Here is a 14,319-nt window from a genome sequence, read left to right as displayed (position 1 = left end):
GGTGCCTAGCAAACCCACAAGCAAGAGACGAAGCGATGGCCCGGCCGCCGCCGGGATCAGACGCCCGCCCTGGGCGTGAGCTTGAACAGCGGCGAGCGATCCGGCTGGGTCGTGACCACGCCGACCGGCATCACGGGTGCGGCGTCGAGCATTTCGATGTCGAAGGCCGCCACCAGCCGTGCCAGCGCCAGCACCGCCTCGGTCAGGGCGAAATGAGCCCCGATGCAGACCCGCGCGCCCGCTCCGAACGGCAGATAGGCGAAGCGCTCCGGCGGCGGCGCGCCCGGCATGAAGCGATCCGGTATGAAGGCGTTGGGCGTTTGCCATAGCCTCTCGTGCCGGTGCAGCAGCCAGGGCGAGATCAGCACGACGTCGCCGCGCTTCACCTGGAACTCGGCGATACGGTCCGGCCCGCTTGCGGCGCGCGCAATCAGGAAGGCGGGCGGATAAAGCCGCAGCGTTTCGTCGATCACCGCGCGTGTGAACGGCAACTGATCCGGATTGCTCAGATCCGTCGCGGCGCGCGCCTCCTGCGCCAGCCTGTCCTGATTGGCCGGGTCGAGCGCGATGAGATACAGCGCCCAGAACAGCGCCGTCGCGGTCGTCTCGTGCCCGGCGAGGATCATGGTCGCGACCTCGTCGGCGAGCTGCGCATCGGTGAACGCAGCGCCCGTTTCCGGATCGCGTGCCGCGCCCATCAGGTCGAACAGGTCGCGCGGCGGCGCATCCTCCAGCTTGCCGGCCGCGCGCCGCTCGGCCATCAGCATGGCGACGAAATCGGTCCAGCGCTTGCGGAAGCGTCGGCGCGCGAAGTCGCGCGGCGTCGGCCAGGACAGCGGCAACACGATGTCGAGCAGATGCGGGCTGGCCAGCCGCGCGCCATACTCGTAGACGAAATCGCGCAGGGTGGCGCCGTGCCGGCCCATCTCGAACGAGAACATCGTGCGGCCGGCGATGTCGAGCGTCATGCGCTGCATGATCTCGCGCAGGTCGAGCGGCTGACCGCATTGCTCTCTCAGCCGGACAACAGTCTCGTCGGTCACCGCGACCATGTGCGGAACGAGGCCGGAAACGGCGCGCGGCGTGAAAGCCGGCGCCAAGGTGCGGCGCTGGTGCTTCCACGCCTTGCCTTCGGCGATCAGCAGCCCCTCGCCGAGCACTGGACGCAGCACGCGGATGGCGCCGACGGTGCGGACGTAGTTCTCCCAATTGTCGACCAGCACATGCTTGATGGTATCAGGCGTATTGAGAATGTAGCTGGAGCTGCCGAAGAAGCGGCCGCGGATGATGTCGTCCTCATAGGCGCGCTGGCTCCAGGTCGCGATCGCGTTGTCGCCCATCATCAGCACGCGGCGCAGCGCGCCCATGCTGTCCGGCGCCCGCGGCGGCGTTGGAGGAACCAGTGGCACGCGTGCCTGCGGCAGGTAGTGGACTTCGGCGGTACTCATTCACTGCCTCTCGACGCTGTCGTGAGCGGGGAACGGCGGACCGGCGGCATGCCGAGCGCCGGCTGCTGTAGGACGAACCGGCCGGCCGCGGAACGGCGGTTTCCTGCCAGAGGTAATTCGGTCACCTCGCTTGCAACATGCGTGGGAGAGCGCGATTCAGCGCTCTCCGAGGCTGTGATGTACCATCATACTCCAGCAACTAATTAGTCAGCTCGATCATCGCAATCCTGCTCTCCGATGCTGGCCAAAGACGGGCGGCGATGCGTTCCTCGTTGAACAGTCCGATGACGCTGCGCCCGACGTCGCCCGCTGGCAGCCGCAATGTCGTCGCTGCATCGGTCGGTATTCCCTTCTGTACGTCCCCGGGTTCCTTGCCGTCGAGCAGCACGATGTCGCGGGGCAGGCCGAAATAGCCGCGCGGCCTGATCATGATGAGAATCGCTCCGGCGCCGGCATCGGCCTGGCCGAGCGGCCGCGCCGCTCGCAGATGCACGACGTCGGACGAACGCGGGAACGGCGAACGGTAGAAGTGCGTGATCGGCGCGCCCGGCGAGGTCAGCACGATCTCGAGATAGGATGTCGGATCGACCTCCGCGGGACCCCAGCGTCCGTCGGCGCCGGCCTGGCCGCGATAGACAGGCTCGCCGTTGCGTGCGCCGGTCTCGATCGAGACGCGATAGACCTCCACGCTTGCGCCCGCCACTGGGCGATTGGTCGGCGCGCCGCCCGGCGTGCCCGTCACCAGGCCGCTGATCCGCACCTGCTGCTCGGGCTGGATCGCGATCTGCGCCGGCTCACGGCCGGCGATGAATTTGTAGATCTCGCGGAACGCGCGCGGGTGGAACGCGACCTCGCGATGGTCCAGCGCGCCGAGCACGAGATTGGTCGCGCCCTTCAACGCCGGCCCTTCCGCAGTGATCCCGGTGGGCACGCCGGGCTTGCCGACCAGCCGGCCATCGGCCTGCGCATATTTGTCGAGGCCGTCGCTGCGCAGCGTGAGGAAGGCGGTGCCCTCGGCCACCTCGCTGTCACCGACATTCAGTCCGCGCAGGAACGGGCCGCGGCCGTTGAACTCGCTGCCGGGGCTGTCCTCCCAGTCGAACACGCCATGATTGGGCGTGCCGCACAGCACCGCATGGCTGACATCGGCGCCGCCGCCGTTCTTCACCACGTTGCGGATCGCATTGCCGCCGCGCGAGCTGCCGACCAGCGCGATCCGCGCTGCACCGGTGCGCTCCTTGAGCGCCTTGATCGCTTCGGCAAGTTCGCGCCGCTGGTCGTCGGTCGACGAGCGACCCGGCTGCGCCACGGCGTCGTCATTGCGCGCCAGCGGGTCGGTGAAGTTGAGCGCGGCAAGGCGCGTTCGCGGCACGCCGTTGGATTCCATCCGCCACAGCGTCGTCAGCCAGAGCGCCGCGTGGTCGCCATTGCCATGCACGAACAGGATCGGGGGAATCTCGCCTGCCGATGTGGTCGCCGCCGCCGTTTGCGCACGTGCAGGTAAGGTCAGACCGCTGGTGAGCAGGGGCAGGGTTCCCATGGTCTGCAGAATGGTGCGGCGCGTCAGCTTCATCGGCGGTCTCCCTTTTGTCTCATTCATTTTGTGTTCGTTGGCCGCGGTCCATGATGCGAGCCTGAATAGCGAGCACTGGACAGCGGCGGACATTCGCAGGCATCACATACGTCCGGGCGGAATCAAGCGATAGTTCAATGCGGACGGACGACGTGGACGGAACGGCATGAATGCGCCGCAGAAACGTGAGCTGTTTGCGGCCGAGAGCATCGCCGCGCCGCTGCGGCACGCTGTGTTCCGTCGCATCTGGCTGGCGAGCCTGCTGTCGAATCTGGGCCTGCTGATTCAGGCCGTGGGCGCCGCCTGGGCGATGACGCAGATGACGTCGTCGGCCGACAAGGTGGCGCTGGTGCAGACCGCCTTAATGCTGCCGGTCATGTTCATCTCGATGCCGGCCGGTGCCATCGCCGACATGTATGATCGGCGCATCGTCGCGCTGGTTGCGCTTGCGGTGGCCCTGGGCGGCGCCGCCACCCTGACCGTGCTGGCCTGGCTCGGCCTCGTGACCCCAGAGCGGCTGCTGGCGCTGTGCTTCGTGATCGGCAGCGGCATGGCGCTGATGGGGCCGGCGTGGCAATCCTCGGTCAGCGAGCAGGTGCCGCCAGAGACGCTGCCGGCGGCAGTCGCGCTGAACGGCATCAGCTACAACATCGCCCGCAGCTTCGGCCCGGCCATCGGCGGCGTGGTGGTCGCCGCTGCCGGCGCGGTCGCAGCCTTTGCGGCGAATGCGCTGCTGTATCTGCCGCTGCTGGCCGCGCTGTTCCTGTGGCGGCGCGTGGTCGAACCGAGCCGCCTGCCGCGCGAGCCGCTCAACCGCGCCATCGTCTCTGGCGTCCGCTACATCGTGCATTCGCCGTCGATCCGGATCGTGCTGATCCGCACGCTGGTCACCGGCATCATCGGCGGCTCGATCTCGGCGCTGATGCCGCTGGTGGCGCGCGACCTGCTGCATGGCGGCGCGCAGACCTACGGCATCATGCTCGGCGCCTTCGGCATGGGCGCGGTGGTCGGCGCGCTCAACATCGGCGAGATCAGGAAGCGGCTGTCCGGTGAGGCCGCGATCCGCACCTGCGCGCTGACCTTGGGCGCGGCCACCGCGGCCGTTGCACTCAGCACCGCGCCGTTGCTGACGGCGGCGGCGCTCGTCATCGCCGGTGCGGTGTGGATGCTGGCGGTGGCGCTGTTCAACATTGGCGTGCAGCTTTCGGCGCCCCGCTGGGTCGCGGGCCGCGCGCTGGCGGCATTTCAGGCGGCGATCTCCGGCGGCATCGCGATCGGCAGCTGGGGCTGGGGCCGCCTCACCGACGCCGCCGGCGTCGAGGTCGCGCTGCTGGTGTCGGGCGCGCTGATGATGGTGTCGCCGCTGCTCGGCCTGTGGCTGCGGATGCCGCCGATCGGCGCCCGCAACGAGGACGGCGAGACCTTGGCCGATCCGGAGGTACAGCTCGAGCTGACGCCGCGCTCGGGGCCGCTGGTGGTCGAGATCGAGTACCGCGTCGCCGAGGACAATGCCCGCGCCTTCCACGACCTGATGCAGGACGTGCAGCTCAGCCGCCAGCGCAACGGCGCCTATGGCTGGTCGATCGCCCGCGACATCGCCGATCCCGAATTATGGACAGAGCGCTATCACTGCCCGACCTGGATCGACTATCTGCGTCAGCGCAACCGCTCGACCCGCGCCGAGCGCGAGCTGCACAAGCGCGCGATCGACTTCCACATCGGCACCGACCCGGTGCGCATCCGCCGCATGCTGGAACGCCCGTTCGGCTCGGTCCGGGCCAAGGAGGATATCGACCGCACCGCCGAGCAGGCACCGGCCGTTGCGTCAGCGGCCCGCAGCGGGCCCTAGAACGGCGGGGGCAAGCGTAGCCTTCGCGAGCTATGTCCGCTTCAGGATCGCTGTCAGCTGCAATCAAGAAACCCGCTACTGCACCTTGATCACGACCTTGCCCTTTGCACGGCCGGTCTCGACATAGGCGAGCGCCTCGGGCGTCTGGATGAAGGGGAATATCTTGTCGACGACGGGGCGAATCGCGCCGCTATCGATCAACCCGGCGATCTGCTCGAGTTGCCGGCCATCGGCGTGCATGAACAGGAATGAATAGTCAACGCCGAGGCTCTTTGCCCTCTTGCGCACGCTGCGGCTCAACAGCCGGATAACAAGCTTCAGAACGGCGTTCAGCCCGAGAGCCGTGGCAAAGGCCGGGTCGGGCGGCCCCGAAATCGAGACGAGGCGGCCGCCCCGCTTCAGGACGTTCAGCGATTTCGCAAGCGTCTTCGGATCCTGGCTGTGCAGCACGACGTCGTAGCCGGAGAGAACTTTTTCGAAGTCCTGGGTCGTGTAGTCGATCACCACATCGGCGCCGAGGCTGTTGACGAGGGCGGCGTTCTTCGTACTCGTCGTCGTCGCGACCGTCGCCCCCAGATGCTTGGCAAGCTGGATCGCGATCGTACCGACGCCGCCGGAGCCAGCCTGAATGAAGACCTTCTCGCCCGGCTTCACCTCCGCGACATCGACCAGAGCCTGCCACGCCGTCAGCGCGACCAGCGGCACGGACGACGCCTCTTCCATCGTCAGTGTGCGGGGCTTGAGTGCGACATCGTCTTGGTGGATGGCGATGAATTCCGCGAAGGTGCCAATGCGGTGATCTCTTGGCCGGGCATAGATCTCGTCGCCGACCCTGAAGCGGCTGACCCCATCGCCGACCTTGACGACGGTCCCGGCGACGTCGTGACCGAGCACAAAGGGCAGACGGTAGGGCAGGAAGATCTTGAACTCGCCGTCCCTGACCTTCGAGTCGATCAGGTTTACGGCCGAGGCATGAACGCGAATGAGGACGCCAGCGCTCTGGACCTGCGGATTGGGCCGTTCGACGAGGCGTAGCGGGCCCTTCTTCTTGTACTTCTCGACGACGTAGGCTTTCACTGGGACTCTCCGGTCTGTGTTCCTTGCCTGGCAAGGTTTGGCTTGCGCCGTGCGATCTGCACAAATTCAGGTGTGGTCGAGGCTGATGGCGCCGCGCGTGACGTCATCCGAACGCACACGACGCGCGCATCGGGCGTTCATTCAGGCTTGAGAAGCGGGTGCGCGCGTAAGGCCAGCCAAGGTGCGGATCGCGCGTTTTCCGCTCCGCAGGATGCCACTCGACGCCTCTTCGTCGACTGCGCGGGCCAGTTGGAGCGTCCCGATCAGGGTCGCAAAGATCGCGCATGCCACATCTTCCCTCGCTTCGACATGGGCCGGAAGTGCTTCCGCGAGAAGCAGCACAAGGGCGCGAGACTGTTGGGCATACATGCCGCGCGTCTCTTCCGGCTGCCGCGCAAGCTCCGGTAACAGTGCCGCGGAGGCGCAGCCCTGCCCCGGATGGTCCCGGTGTTCGGGGGAAAGATAGATGTCGATCAAGCGATCGAGTCCCCCTTCGTCCAGCACCTCGCGCAGCCATACGGCCTGCCTGCCGAGGGAGTCGGAGATCGTCTCGCGGACGAGATCGGCCTTCGAAGGGAAGTGCGGATAGAAGGCGCCGTTCGTCAGGCCGGCATCCTTCATGATCGTCGCCAGACCTGAGCCCGCAATTCCATCCGTGCGGAAGCGCTCGACAGCGACGTCCATGATCCTGCGGCGCGACGTGTCCTTTCGGCCCTTTTCGTATCGCATGACGCCTTCGTCCGCATCTCTATTGCATTATGATCATAATATCACTAAACGATCATAATGCAACCCGTCTCTGACGCGAAGTCCGAGATTACGTGAGGAAAACACATGGCCGCCGTAAGAACTGCAATCGTGACCGGGGCATCCTCCGGCATCGGCTACGCTGCCGCCGAAGGTCTAGCCCGCGCGGGTTTCACGGTGTTCGGAACAAGCCGGAAGATCGCCAATGACGGCCCCCAGGGTGTCACGATGCTGGCCTGCGACGTCACCGACGAGGCGTCGGTTTCCGCGCTGATCGCAGACGTCGTCTTGAGGGAGGGGAAGATCGACCTCCTCGTCAACAACGCCGGCATCGGCATGTTCGGCGGCGCAGAGGAATCCTCGATCCCGCAATCGCAGGCGCTCTTCGACGTCAATGTCTTCGGCGTGATGCGGATGACGAATGCGGTGCTGCCGGTGATGAAACGCCAGGGCGGCGGCCGCATTCTCAACATCGGCTCCATCCTCGGGGTCATCCCGGCGCCGTACTCGGCGCATTACTCGGCCGCCAAGCATGCGATCGAGGGCTATTCGGAATCGCTCGACCACGAGGTCCGGGCCTTCAATGTCCGCGTTTCCGTCATCGAACCGGCCTATGTCCGCACCGTTTTCGATCAGAACGGCATGGAGCCCGACCAGCAGAAGGCCGAATACGATCAGGCGCGCATGGCTGTCGCGGCGCTGCTGCGGGATGTCATGCCCAAGGCCGACCTGCCGGATGTCGTCGTGAAGGTGATCATCAAGGCGGCGAGCGATCAGGTCCCGCGCCGGCGCTACACCGCAGGCAATGCGGCGCGCATGGTCAGTCTGCTGCGCCGGTTCGCAACCGCCGGACTATTCGACAAGACCCTGCGCAAGCAGTTCCGCCTCGCGTAGTCAGACGCTTCCGACCGCCTTCGGGCGGGCCGCACCAGTTCGCGAAAATTGCTGTCCGTGCTGCGGGACGGACCTTACTGCCCGTGCTCGGTCAGCACCTTCTCGCAAGCCTTCGACAGCTTGGCCCGATGCTCCTTGAGACAGGCCAGCACCGCCTGATCGCCGTTGTTCATCACCGCGCGGCAATGCCGCGAGACGTCGCGCGCGCAGGCATCCTGGCCGGGCTGCTGCTGGGCTGAGGCCGCCGACGCCATCAGGACCAGAGGAATGATCGTTAGGATTTTGTTCATGACTGGCGCCTCGCTCCCGGCATTGAAAGGTTGGCGGCGCTTTTAGTGGTCACAACCGGCCGTCGCAAGCGCCGCGGTCGCAGCCGGGGCGCGCAGGGGAGCCAAGAGCGGTTCCTCAATTGGCGTCGTTGACCTCGGCGACCTTGCCGCTGCGCCGGGAGACCTCCTTGTCGAGCACTGCGCGGCAGCCGGAGCTGAGCGACGAGCGGTTCTTGATCATGCAGGCGGTGATCGCCGGGATGTTCGGGATCTCGCTGCTGCACAGGCGGAAGGCGTCGCCGGTGCACATCTGCTGCGCTTCGGCGCTGAAGGCGAAGCTCGCAGTCGAGGTGAAGGCCGAGACGGCGGCGACGCTGATGGCGGTCAGAACGGCCTTACGCAGAACATTGGTGGACGTCGTCATGGCTGGCTCCTATTGGCGCCGCATGTCTGCGGAGCCGCGTGTTTCAATGCGCCCATCATGGCCTGATCGCTCTCTAGCAACCGTGATGCGGGTCACGCCAGATCCAAACCTGGTCGGCAGTTCCGGCAGGCCGATGGCCGCGGCGACATGTCGCTCCGGTGAACTGCCGCTTCGGCGCCGGCATCATCCTGGAAATCTTGCTCGATCCTGGTCGTGTTGGCACCGCGTTAAGGAATCGTTGGCACTAATGGAAGCTAATTGAAGGAGGCGGACAGCGTTGCGTCCGCCATCGAGTGTCTCGCGCTTTCGGGAAGAGTAACCATGCGTAATGCGTTAGGCTTGCTGCTGGCCACCGTCGTCGCGGCGTTGGCGATCACCGGTGTCTGGTACTACGTATCGAAGCCCAGCGCCGCCAAGGCCGCCGCGCAGAGCGCAGCGGCGCGGCCGTCCGAGCCGGCGCCGCCCCCTCCGGCACGCGTCGCCGCCAAGGCCGGCGCCAAGGACGATGTCGAGACGACCGGCACGATTTCCACGCGCATGGCGGCAAGCGCGCCGGCGCCCGTGCAGCCCAAATCGACCTGCGCCAATCCTGACGCGCTCGGCATCTCGCGCACCGTCATGGTCGACACCACCGGCGGCCCCGGCTTCGGCCTCGACCATTTCAAGCAGTTCGACTTCCTCGCCGACCACGAGGTGGTGCTGACCTTCGACGATGGCCCGTGGCCGGTCAACACGCCGGCGGTGCTGAAGGCGCTGGCCGACGAATGCACCACCGGCATCTTCTTCACGATCGGCAAGCATGCGACCTATCATCCGGAGATCCTGCGCCAGGTGCTGGCCGCCGGGCATGTCGTCGGCGTTCATACCTGGTCGCACGCCAATCTGAACGGCAAGAAGATGACCGACGAGACGGCCAAGGAGGAGCTCGAGAAGGGCTTCAGCGCGGTCAAGTTCGCGCTCGGCACCAACCCGGCGCCGTTCTTCCGCTTCCCGCAACTGCAGCACCGGCCCTCTGCCGTGGCCTATCTCGGAAGCCGCAATGTCGCGATGTTCTCCTGCGACGTCGACAGCTTCGACTTCCGCTCCAAGGATGCCGACCAGGTCGTCAACACCGTGATGACCGGGCTCGACAAGAAGGGCAAGGGCATCATCCTGATGCACGACTTCCAGAAGAACACCGCGCTGGCGCTGCCGACCCTGCTGCGGCGGCTCAAGGCCGGCGGCTACAAGGTGGTTGCGATGAAGCCGAAGGGCACGCTCGACACGCTGCCGGAATATGACGCGATGATCGGCCAGGATCCGAAGCTGCCGACGACAATGACCAATGCGCGGCCGATCTCGAGCGTGATCCAGACCATCTCGCAGTGATGCTCCGCTGCAGGGTCTCCTCGCGCGAAAGGCCGGGCATTCGCCCGGCCTTCTTCGTTTGTCGCCTGTCGCCGGCCGCTCACCAATAGATGCCGTGGCGATGCAGCTCGCGGACGATCCGGGCTTCAGTCCAGCTCTTGCGGCGCGTCCGGTCGGAGCGCGCCGATTTCGACCGCCGCGATGATTTCTGCACCGAGCGGGTCGGCTCGGGTGCCGGCGTCGCAGCGGCGACGGCGGGCTGTGGTGGAGTTGTTGCGGCGACCGGAGCCGCGGGAGCCGCAGGCGCAACCGGTTGCGCAATCGGCTGGACCTGGACCGCGGCTGCTGGCACCGGCGCCGGCGTGACGGTGACCTCGCCGGCCTGCTGGACGTAGGCCGGGCGCGGTGCCGGAGCGGCGGCATCGCTCGACGTCATCGACAGGCTGCGCGTTCCCTCGGCCTGTGCGGCCGCGGCGGACGCGAGCATCATGGCTCCGATCAGGATCATCTTGCGCATCGTGAAAGCTCCCCTCGTTGACTGAGAGGAGGTTTAGACGCCGGCGCGACCGTCCGATGTGACCGCGGTCACGCTCGGCCCTGCAAGCGCGAATGGAGCCGGGATCTCGGCACATGTCATTGCGGACCGGCGCACCATTTTTCTCGAACCCTTTTCGCCGCCGCGGCGACTTCCGTTCAGGACGCGGGAGCTCGGGACGAGCCCATCCGGACAAGCGACCGACTGCAGCACTTGCGCGGTGGCGCCCGCGGCAGTCCTGCTTACCTGACTTTTGCTACCAAATGACCGACGCGGAGCTTCATGGGGCCAGGGCGCCCTAAGATTGAGGTATGATTGTATGTATATGTCCTGTTCGTTGGTGCTGGTTCAGAAGATTCGCCGAATCCGATAGTCAGGGCGATCGATTCGGAGGAAGGATGCGCGCATGGGCCGGGTGATCGTTGCGATGTTCATGGCGGCCGTGACGTTGCTGGCCGCCAGCGGGCAGGGCCGGGCGCAGTCCGGCGACAACAGCGTCGAGGAGATCTATATCGCGCGGAGCGTGCGCCAGGGCCGCGTCGTGCCGTCGGATTTCTGCGCGCCGACCAAGACCGGCTTCGCGCCGGCGCTGGAGGATCAGCTCTCGATCCGCGCCGTTGGGGTCCGGCCGGCTGACGGCCGCATGACCGACACCGGCGACAAGAGCATCGGCGAGATGCGGGTCTGCATCGGCCAGGCGATGGATCCGACCCTGCTGGGCACCTACACCGAGGGCCAGCTCAACGGCATCGCATTCACCGGCATCGGCGATTGCCGGCTGGTGCGCGGCAATCTGCCGGAGGACGGCCTGCTCACGCACCGCTGCTTCCTGGCGCTGTCGGGCCTGCCTGAGCCGTATGTCGGCGGCTTCCTGGTCTCGAGCTCGCTGTATTCGAAGACGCCGTTCGGACCTGAGAGTTCGCCGCCGGGCTATGCCCAGGCCGGCATCCTGGTCATCCGACTCTGGAAGAAGCGGCTGCCCTGAGGCCGCCGTTCGCGCGCTCAGGCCGGCGAGAAGGTCTGCACGAAGGCGCGCACCGCCGCGGACACCTTGTCCTCCGAGACGTGCCAGGCGGCGCCGTCGTCGGCGGCGAAGAAGCTGGAGGCGTTGGAGCCGGCCCAGCGGAACACCTCGAACGACGGCCAGTACCAGATGTCCTCGAGGTTCGAGTTGTTGACGACCTCGTGCGCGACCAGCCGCATCGTGCTCTTCGACAGGCAGTCGGCCTGCACCACCGATTCATATTCGAACGAGGTGAGCAGCGGCACCGGCGACACGGTGACGATCACCTTGATGCCTGGCCGGATGCTGCGGATGAACTCGATCAGATAGAGCACGTTGTCGACGTTCTCCTGCACGCTGGCGGTGCGGAACTTGTACTTCTCGGCCAGCGCCCGCGAGTTCAGCGCGGTCGGCCGCGGCAGCACGAAGGCGCCGGTCTCGCGGTCGAAGAACGCCGCGGCGACGCCGAGCGTCAGGATGAAGACATCGGCCTGCTTGATGACGGCCAGCGTGTTCTCCTTGCTCGATCCCGGCGGCAGCAGCTCGACGATGCGCTCGCGGATCTCCGGATCGATCTTGGCGTCGCGCAGCCAGTCGACGAACACGCGGTTGGCGAAGGTCGTGTTGATGTACTCCGAGATCTCCATGTGGTGGCTGGAATAGCCACTGTCGGTGAGGCTCTTGGAGAGATTGCGCGCGAAGCACGAGCCCATGGTGAAGAAGCGCGTGCTCTTGTCGAGGAATTTCGGCGCGGCGGCGAGGTTCACCGCGATGTGGTTGGTGATCAGCGTCTGCAGGTCGCCGAGGAAGTCCTTGGTCTCCGGATAGCGTCCGACCTTGGCGCGGCCCTTGGCCTCCTTGGCCTTGCCCTTCTTGGCGTTCGACCGCGCGAGCTCCAGCGTCTCGCGGTTGATCGGGTTGTCATAGGCCGGGTTGAGCTTGATCGCCTTCTCCAGCGCAGCGACCGCTTCCTCGAATTCGTTGCCCTGGGTCAGGATCTCGCTGAGCGAGAAATAATCGGCCGCCTGGTTGGAGGCGCGGGCGAGCTTGCGGAACAGCTCCATCGAGCGCGTGAACGGCCCGACATGGCTGCAGCGCACGGCCGCACTGCGGATCAGGTGCAGGTTGCCCTCGCTCGGCTCGTCGAAGATCTCCGGATGCTCGTCGAGGATCGCCAGCATCATGTCGCGCGCCTCGGCGCGCTTCTTGTGCGAGCCGTCGTCGATCAGCTGCGCATAGATGAAGCGCGCGTTGATGTCCTTGGGGTCGAGCTCGAGCAGCTTCTGGAACGCGAGCTGGGCGCTGACGAAGTCCTTGTCCTCGATGTATTTGTAGGCGAGCGTCCGGATCTGGCCGACGATGGATTGAAACTGGGTGTGGTTGTCGAGGGCAGTCGTGCTCATGTCGCGGGTTCGCCTTTGTCTCGCGTTGCGTCTTCGGCCGTTGGTCCGGCGCCGCTGCCAGCAGCCGGTGCATCGCCAGTGCCGGTCGAATCGTCATGCGCACAGGCGCCATGCCCTCGCGAGAGACGTCCCACCATGACCTCTGGATACTGATCGCCACCGGCCCTGCCGCTGGCGTACGCCCCGAGCGCAACCGGCACGGGCGGGATTCGAACGCCTCGGACGTGCTCGTCCGGATCGCCGCCTGCTGCCGGTGCGGGCATTCACCCCGCCGCTCGCGCCGAACGATGGCGCGATTTGGGTTAAGCAATTCTTAACCGGCCAGTGGCGCGCGGCGAGCCGTCGCATTCCCACTGTATTCCACGCTCTGAAGGGGTCTAACCACCGATGCAGAAATACGGCCCTGAAAATGAGCGCGTGAAGCGCGACTATGCCTTCTTCCTCCAAGCTGCCAGCGGCAAGCAGGATGCGACCATCGACGCCGCCCTTCGCGCGATTGAGTGCTTCGAGACCTCGACCGGTCGGAAGGCATTCAGCAAGTTTCATGTCGAGCAAGCCCGAGCGTTCCGCGCCGGGGATCAACCGGGCCACAATGACCGGCCGTTGAGCGCGACTCGGTGGGACCCTCTGCCGGTCTCCTGAGGAATGGAAGCCATGGAGCCAAAACCTCGGACACGAGAGCGAAATGACGACCTTTGTGGGATATGGCGAGGTGCCGGGGCATCGCCAAACCGAAATCCTTCGCTCCCTGGCAAACCCGGCACAAGCAAAGATCGAGGGGCTCGATATCGGCGCACTGGAAGCATTAGCGAAGAGTGCAAGGGCGAATGCTCTGGCAAGCGCACGGTGAACGGCCGAACGATCTCGGAAGGATTAAGCCCAGCAGCAGCCAACATCGCGGCTACTTCACCCGAAGCCTGGTGTTCGAGGTGAAGCAGACCATGCTCGGACGACGGCGGCGACGACCGCGAGCGTTGCGATGGTCCCATCTGCCTCGCCCTTCTCGAAGTCTCCTTCAACCTGAGCCATCGCGTTTGTCACATGAGCAAAACAGATTACCGACTGGCCCCTTGCGTTCGCGAATGCATATAGGGCCGCAGCCTCCATCTCGACTGCAAGGACACCCAAATCCCGTGCGGAAGCAATCGCGGCTTCGGTTTCGCGATACGGCGCATCGGTTGTCCAGGTCGGGCCGCGGTGAACCGAGATGCCCGTGAGCCCACGTAGCGCCTGTTCGGCGCGATTGAGCAACTTTGAATCTGGTGCTTCAGCAAACGTTGCTGGCGGAAGATAGTGATAGCTCGTCCCCTCGTCGCGCAGCGCGCGTTCGATCAGGACGAAGTACGGCGTGGGTCCGATTGGAGTGATTTGGCCGGCGGACGTGACGCTGACGAGTAGCCGACAGCCGGACGCGAAGAGTTGCTCGGCGATCAGCACGGCGAACGGTGCGCCGACGGCGCAGCCGACGATGCCGACCTCGCCGATACCGTCGAAATCAAAAGCAAGAAGCTCAGTGTGATAGCAGGCCCATCCTTCATGGACGCGGCCGGCGCCGGTCCGTTTGAGGTGGCGCACGACATCGCCGTCCGGGTCAAGCACGCAGATTTCGGGGACCGCGACGAGCGGCAGTTCTCTCTGCCGCCGCGCCTCCCTGAGCAGCGCTTCGGGCCGGAACACCGAGGCCGCTTTGTGGTCCTTGACGCCGACAATCGGCCACGCAGCTTCTGCGCGCGGAGGCTTAGCATTCATG

General features: G+C 65.9%; 15 protein-coding genes. 6 read left to right on the top strand and 9 right to left on the bottom strand.

Annotation, left to right across the window (positions count from 1 at the left end; all coding sequences use genetic code 11):
• Nucleotides 1-56: 56 nt before the first annotated feature.
• Both QW868_RS08800 and QW868_RS08795 read right to left on the bottom strand, forming a co-directional pair.
• Nucleotides 57-1,448 (bottom strand): cytochrome P450, encoded by a 1,392-nt coding sequence (locus QW868_RS08800; RefSeq protein ID WP_315778199.1) that lies wholly within the window; start codon nt 1,446-1,448, stop codon nt 57-59.
• Between the two features lie 199 nt (nt 1,449-1,647).
• On the bottom strand, nt 1,648-3,021 hold the full coding sequence (locus QW868_RS08795) for a hydrolase (protein ID WP_316163028.1): 1,374 nt from the start codon (nt 3,019-3,021) through the stop codon (nt 1,648-1,650).
• 166 nt (nt 3,022-3,187) lie between these two features.
• Here QW868_RS08795 and QW868_RS08790 point away from each other — a divergent pair, with 166 nt between their 5' ends.
• Nucleotides 3,188-4,870 (top strand): MFS transporter, encoded by a 1,683-nt coding sequence (locus QW868_RS08790; protein ID WP_316230355.1) that lies wholly within the window; start codon nt 3,188-3,190, stop codon nt 4,868-4,870.
• A gap of 75 nt (nt 4,871-4,945) precedes the next feature.
• On the opposite strand, the gene QW868_RS08785 is transcribed toward QW868_RS08790, so the two are convergent.
• Entirely contained in the window at nt 4,946-5,947 is a 1,002-nt protein-coding gene (locus QW868_RS08785; RefSeq protein ID WP_316230354.1) for an NADP-dependent oxidoreductase, read from the bottom strand.
• A 141-nt stretch (nt 5,948-6,088) separates the two neighbouring features.
• The gene (locus tag QW868_RS08780; protein ID WP_316230353.1) at nt 6,089-6,676 is read right to left on the bottom strand and encodes a TetR/AcrR family transcriptional regulator; all 588 of its coding nucleotides are present in this window, start codon (nt 6,674-6,676) and stop codon (nt 6,089-6,091) included.
• A 105-nt stretch (nt 6,677-6,781) separates the two neighbouring features.
• On the opposite strand from QW868_RS08780, the gene QW868_RS08775 reads away from it, so the two are divergent.
• Nucleotides 6,782-7,588, top strand: coding sequence for an oxidoreductase (locus QW868_RS08775; RefSeq protein ID WP_315778204.1), 807 nt, complete (start codon nt 6,782-6,784; stop codon nt 7,586-7,588).
• A gap of 74 nt (nt 7,589-7,662) precedes the next feature.
• On the opposite strand, the gene QW868_RS08770 is transcribed toward QW868_RS08775, so the two are convergent.
• On the bottom strand, nt 7,663-7,878 hold the full coding sequence (locus tag QW868_RS08770; RefSeq protein WP_315811878.1) for a hypothetical protein: 216 nt from the start codon (nt 7,876-7,878) through the stop codon (nt 7,663-7,665).
• Between the two features lie 115 nt (nt 7,879-7,993).
• Nucleotides 7,994-8,281, bottom strand: a complete 288-nt coding sequence (locus tag QW868_RS08765; RefSeq protein WP_315740486.1) for a hypothetical protein — start codon at nt 8,279-8,281, stop codon at nt 7,994-7,996.
• Nucleotides 8,282-8,602: 321 nt separating this feature from the next.
• Between QW868_RS08765 and QW868_RS08760 the strand changes: the two genes are divergently transcribed.
• Nucleotides 8,603-9,649 (top strand): polysaccharide deacetylase family protein, encoded by a 1,047-nt coding sequence (locus QW868_RS08760; protein ID WP_316230352.1) that lies wholly within the window; start codon nt 8,603-8,605, stop codon nt 9,647-9,649.
• A 79-nt stretch (nt 9,650-9,728) separates the two neighbouring features.
• Here the strand turns inward: QW868_RS08760 and QW868_RS08755 are convergent, their stop codons facing one another.
• On the bottom strand, nt 9,729-10,145 hold the full coding sequence (locus QW868_RS08755; RefSeq protein ID WP_316230351.1) for a hypothetical protein: 417 nt from the start codon (nt 10,143-10,145) through the stop codon (nt 9,729-9,731).
• A gap of 424 nt (nt 10,146-10,569) precedes the next feature.
• Here QW868_RS08755 and QW868_RS08750 point away from each other — a divergent pair, with 424 nt between their 5' ends.
• Nucleotides 10,570-11,148, top strand: a complete 579-nt coding sequence (locus tag QW868_RS08750; RefSeq protein ID WP_316230350.1) for a hypothetical protein — start codon at nt 10,570-10,572, stop codon at nt 11,146-11,148.
• 17 nt (nt 11,149-11,165) lie between these two features.
• On the opposite strand, the gene QW868_RS08745 is transcribed toward QW868_RS08750, so the two are convergent.
• Nucleotides 11,166-12,569 carry a GSCFA domain-containing protein gene (locus QW868_RS08745; protein ID WP_316230349.1) on the bottom strand — a complete coding sequence of 468 codons (1,404 nt, stop codon included), beginning with the start codon at nt 12,567-12,569 and terminating at the stop codon, nt 11,166-11,168.
• Nucleotides 12,570-12,956: 387 nt separating this feature from the next.
• On the opposite strand from QW868_RS08745, the gene QW868_RS08740 reads away from it, so the two are divergent.
• Together QW868_RS08740 and QW868_RS08735 are read left to right on the top strand one after the other, a co-directional pair.
• Nucleotides 12,957-13,211: a hypothetical protein gene (locus tag QW868_RS08740; protein ID WP_316230348.1), complete on the top strand. Its 255-nt coding sequence runs from the start codon at nt 12,957-12,959 to the stop codon at nt 13,209-13,211.
• Between the two features lie 43 nt (nt 13,212-13,254).
• On the top strand, nt 13,255-13,419 hold the full coding sequence (locus QW868_RS08735) for a hypothetical protein (protein ID WP_316230347.1): 165 nt from the start codon (nt 13,255-13,257) through the stop codon (nt 13,417-13,419).
• A gap of 56 nt (nt 13,420-13,475) precedes the next feature.
• Here QW868_RS08735 and QW868_RS08730 read toward each other — a convergent pair whose 3' ends face one another.
• Nucleotides 13,476-14,318: a nucleoside phosphorylase gene (locus QW868_RS08730; RefSeq protein ID WP_316230346.1), complete on the bottom strand. Its 843-nt coding sequence runs from the start codon at nt 14,316-14,318 to the stop codon at nt 13,476-13,478.
• Nucleotide 14,319 lies beyond the last annotated feature (1 nt).

This window comes from Bradyrhizobium sp. SZCCHNR1051, assembly GCF_032489615.1.
Taxonomy (GTDB): domain Bacteria; phylum Pseudomonadota; class Alphaproteobacteria; order Rhizobiales; family Xanthobacteraceae; genus Bradyrhizobium.
The sequence above is the reverse complement of the archived record's forward strand: the minus strand, read 5'-3'. Positions and strand labels throughout refer to the sequence as shown.

Excerpts from the sequence above, each read along its gene's own strand:
- QW868_RS08755 (WP_316230351.1), bottom strand. The coding sequence starts at position 10,145 with ATGCGCAAGATGATCCTGATCGGAGCCATGATGCTCGCGTCCGCCGCG.
- QW868_RS08760 (WP_316230352.1), top strand. The coding sequence starts at position 8,603 with ATGCGTAATGCGTTAGGCTTGCTGCTGGCCACCGTCGTCGCGGCGTTG.
- QW868_RS08750 (WP_316230350.1), top strand. The coding sequence starts at position 10,570 with ATGGGCCGGGTGATCGTTGCGATGTTCATGGCGGCCGTGACGTTGCTG.
- QW868_RS08735 (WP_316230347.1), top strand. The coding sequence starts at position 13,255 with ATGACGACCTTTGTGGGATATGGCGAGGTGCCGGGGCATCGCCAAACC.
- QW868_RS08770 (WP_315811878.1), bottom strand. The coding sequence starts at position 7,878 with ATGAACAAAATCCTAACGATCATTCCTCTGGTCCTGATGGCGTCGGCG.
- QW868_RS08775 (WP_315778204.1), top strand. The coding sequence starts at position 6,782 with ATGGCCGCCGTAAGAACTGCAATCGTGACCGGGGCATCCTCCGGCATC.
- QW868_RS08800 (WP_315778199.1), bottom strand. The coding sequence starts at position 1,448 with ATGAGTACCGCCGAAGTCCACTACCTGCCGCAGGCACGCGTGCCACTG.
- QW868_RS08765 (WP_315740486.1), bottom strand. The coding sequence starts at position 8,281 with ATGACGACGTCCACCAATGTTCTGCGTAAGGCCGTTCTGACCGCCATC.
- QW868_RS08730 (WP_316230346.1), bottom strand. The coding sequence starts at position 14,318 with ATGAATGCTAAGCCTCCGCGCGCAGAAGCTGCGTGGCCGATTGTCGGC.
- QW868_RS08780 (WP_316230353.1), bottom strand. The coding sequence starts at position 6,676 with ATGCGATACGAAAAGGGCCGAAAGGACACGTCGCGCCGCAGGATCATG.
- QW868_RS08790 (WP_316230355.1), top strand. The coding sequence starts at position 3,188 with ATGAATGCGCCGCAGAAACGTGAGCTGTTTGCGGCCGAGAGCATCGCC.
- QW868_RS08740 (WP_316230348.1), top strand. The coding sequence starts at position 12,957 with ATGCAGAAATACGGCCCTGAAAATGAGCGCGTGAAGCGCGACTATGCC.
- QW868_RS08795 (WP_316163028.1), bottom strand. The coding sequence starts at position 3,021 with ATGAAGCTGACGCGCCGCACCATTCTGCAGACCATGGGAACCCTGCCC.
- QW868_RS08745 (WP_316230349.1), bottom strand. The coding sequence starts at position 12,569 with ATGAGCACGACTGCCCTCGACAACCACACCCAGTTTCAATCCATCGTC.